3 protein-coding genes are annotated in these 1,392 nt (G+C 70.2%); all 3 read left to right on the plus strand.

All coding sequences use genetic code 11. From position 1 onward, the window contains the following. Positions 1 to 168: 168 nt before the first annotated feature. Genes K2Z83_RS28450 through K2Z83_RS28460 form a run of 3 tightly spaced genes read left to right on the plus strand, consistent with a single transcriptional unit; the run spans position 169 to position 1,299 of the window. Positions 169 to 396: a hypothetical protein gene (locus tag K2Z83_RS28450; RefSeq protein ID WP_220598545.1), complete on the plus strand. Its 228-nt coding sequence runs from the start codon at positions 169 to 171 to the stop codon at positions 394 to 396. Continuing rightward, positions 393 to 1,127 carry a hypothetical protein gene (locus K2Z83_RS28455; protein WP_220598546.1) on the plus strand — a complete coding sequence of 245 codons (735 nt, stop codon included), beginning with the start codon at positions 393 to 395 and terminating at the stop codon, positions 1,125 to 1,127. The genes K2Z83_RS28450 and K2Z83_RS28455 overlap by 4 nt, the downstream gene beginning before the upstream one ends. Next, complete coding sequence (locus K2Z83_RS28460) at positions 1,117 to 1,299, plus strand: hypothetical protein (protein ID WP_220598547.1); 183 nt, start codon at positions 1,117 to 1,119, stop codon at positions 1,297 to 1,299. Before K2Z83_RS28455 ends, K2Z83_RS28460 begins: the two co-directional genes overlap by 11 nt. Positions 1,300 to 1,392: the final 93 nt, after the last annotated feature.

Raw genomic sequence — 1,392 nt, forward strand, 5'->3', positions numbered from 1 at the left:
GAAGTACGGCAACCCGGACGGCCCGACCTTTGCGTACCTGGTGGCGAGCATGAAGAAGAAGGGCCACGTCGGCGACGCGGTCTACGAGCAGATCATCGGCAGCTCGTCGCGGACAAACGCCGAGTACAACGCCAAGTACGCGCAGCCACAGCAAGGAGCAGCATCGACATGAGCACCACCAATTGGCTGACCCGAACCCTCATCTGGGAGCGGACGCAGGACGCGGAGCACCCCTACCGCACGACCGCCGACGGCGCAACGCTGACGGTGCGGGTGAACGACTTCCCCGAGGAGCCCACCGTCTACACCCTGCTGGTGGACAAGGTTGCGGCCGTGGGCTTTAGCGACTGGCCTGACGCCTGGACGCGGCCCGCCCGCAAAACGGCGGGGCGATGAGCAGCGGGCGGGGCTACCGGGGCGGGTTCAATCCCTTCCGCGACAGCCGCGGGCGCTGGGGCACCGCCGCCACGCACGCCGGGGGCGGCGAGGGCGGCGCGACGATGAACGCCGCGATTCGCCAGGCGTCCGGGCGGGGCGAGCCCGCCGCGCCCCGCTCCTACGGCAGCGCCTACACCCCGGCCGCCGCCGTCACCCTGCGCGCGCAGGAGGAGCGCATCCGCAACCAGAACTTCGAGTCCATCGCCATCGTCGGCCCGGACGGCGCGCTCCGCGCGTTCGTGAACGGCAGGGCCGTCAGCGTGAAGATCAGCAACGACCAGATGAAGCTGCTGCCGGGGGCCATCCTGACGCACAACCACCCGCCCGAGGAGCACGCCGGCGACGCGCAGACCTCCTTCTCCGGCCAGGACATCCTCGCCGGGCTGAACAGCGGCGAGAGCGAGACCCGCGCCGTGACCGAGCGGTACAATCACGTCGCCCAGTATCGCAAGCCGGGCACCCAGGAGCCGGTGAACCGGAAGCTCACCGAGGCGGAGAACATCGACATCTGGCTGGGGCTGAGCGACGCCTACGAGTGGGACCGCAAGGCCCCGCCGGCGCAGCAGCGCCAGCAGCTTGAGTCGTCGGTCCACGCGGAGAACATCGCCATGGCCAAGAAGTACGGCTACGTCTACTACCGCGAGGATCTCCAGACCGGAGAGATCGAGGGCTATGGCCATGATGTCTGATCCGAAGCGCCAGGACTGGCGGACGCGGCGGGTGGCCCAGGCTCCCGCTCGGCTGCCCGACGGCACCATCATCACCCACGGCCCGGAGCCACGCGGCCGGCCACGCCCGGCCAGCACGCCCGCGCCCACCACGCCCAAACGCACCCCGCCGCCCACGCCACGGCGCCCCTGACCAACAAGCGACGCACACCGACAGAGACACCGAGGCAGCAGCGACACGCGCGCCAGAGTGGCAGCACCACCACGAGGCATAGCGATGTTCCAC

The sequence above is a fragment of the Oscillochloris sp. ZM17-4 genome (assembly GCF_019599295.1).
In the GTDB taxonomy this organism is placed as follows: domain Bacteria; phylum Chloroflexota; class Chloroflexia; order Chloroflexales; family Chloroflexaceae; genus Oscillochloris.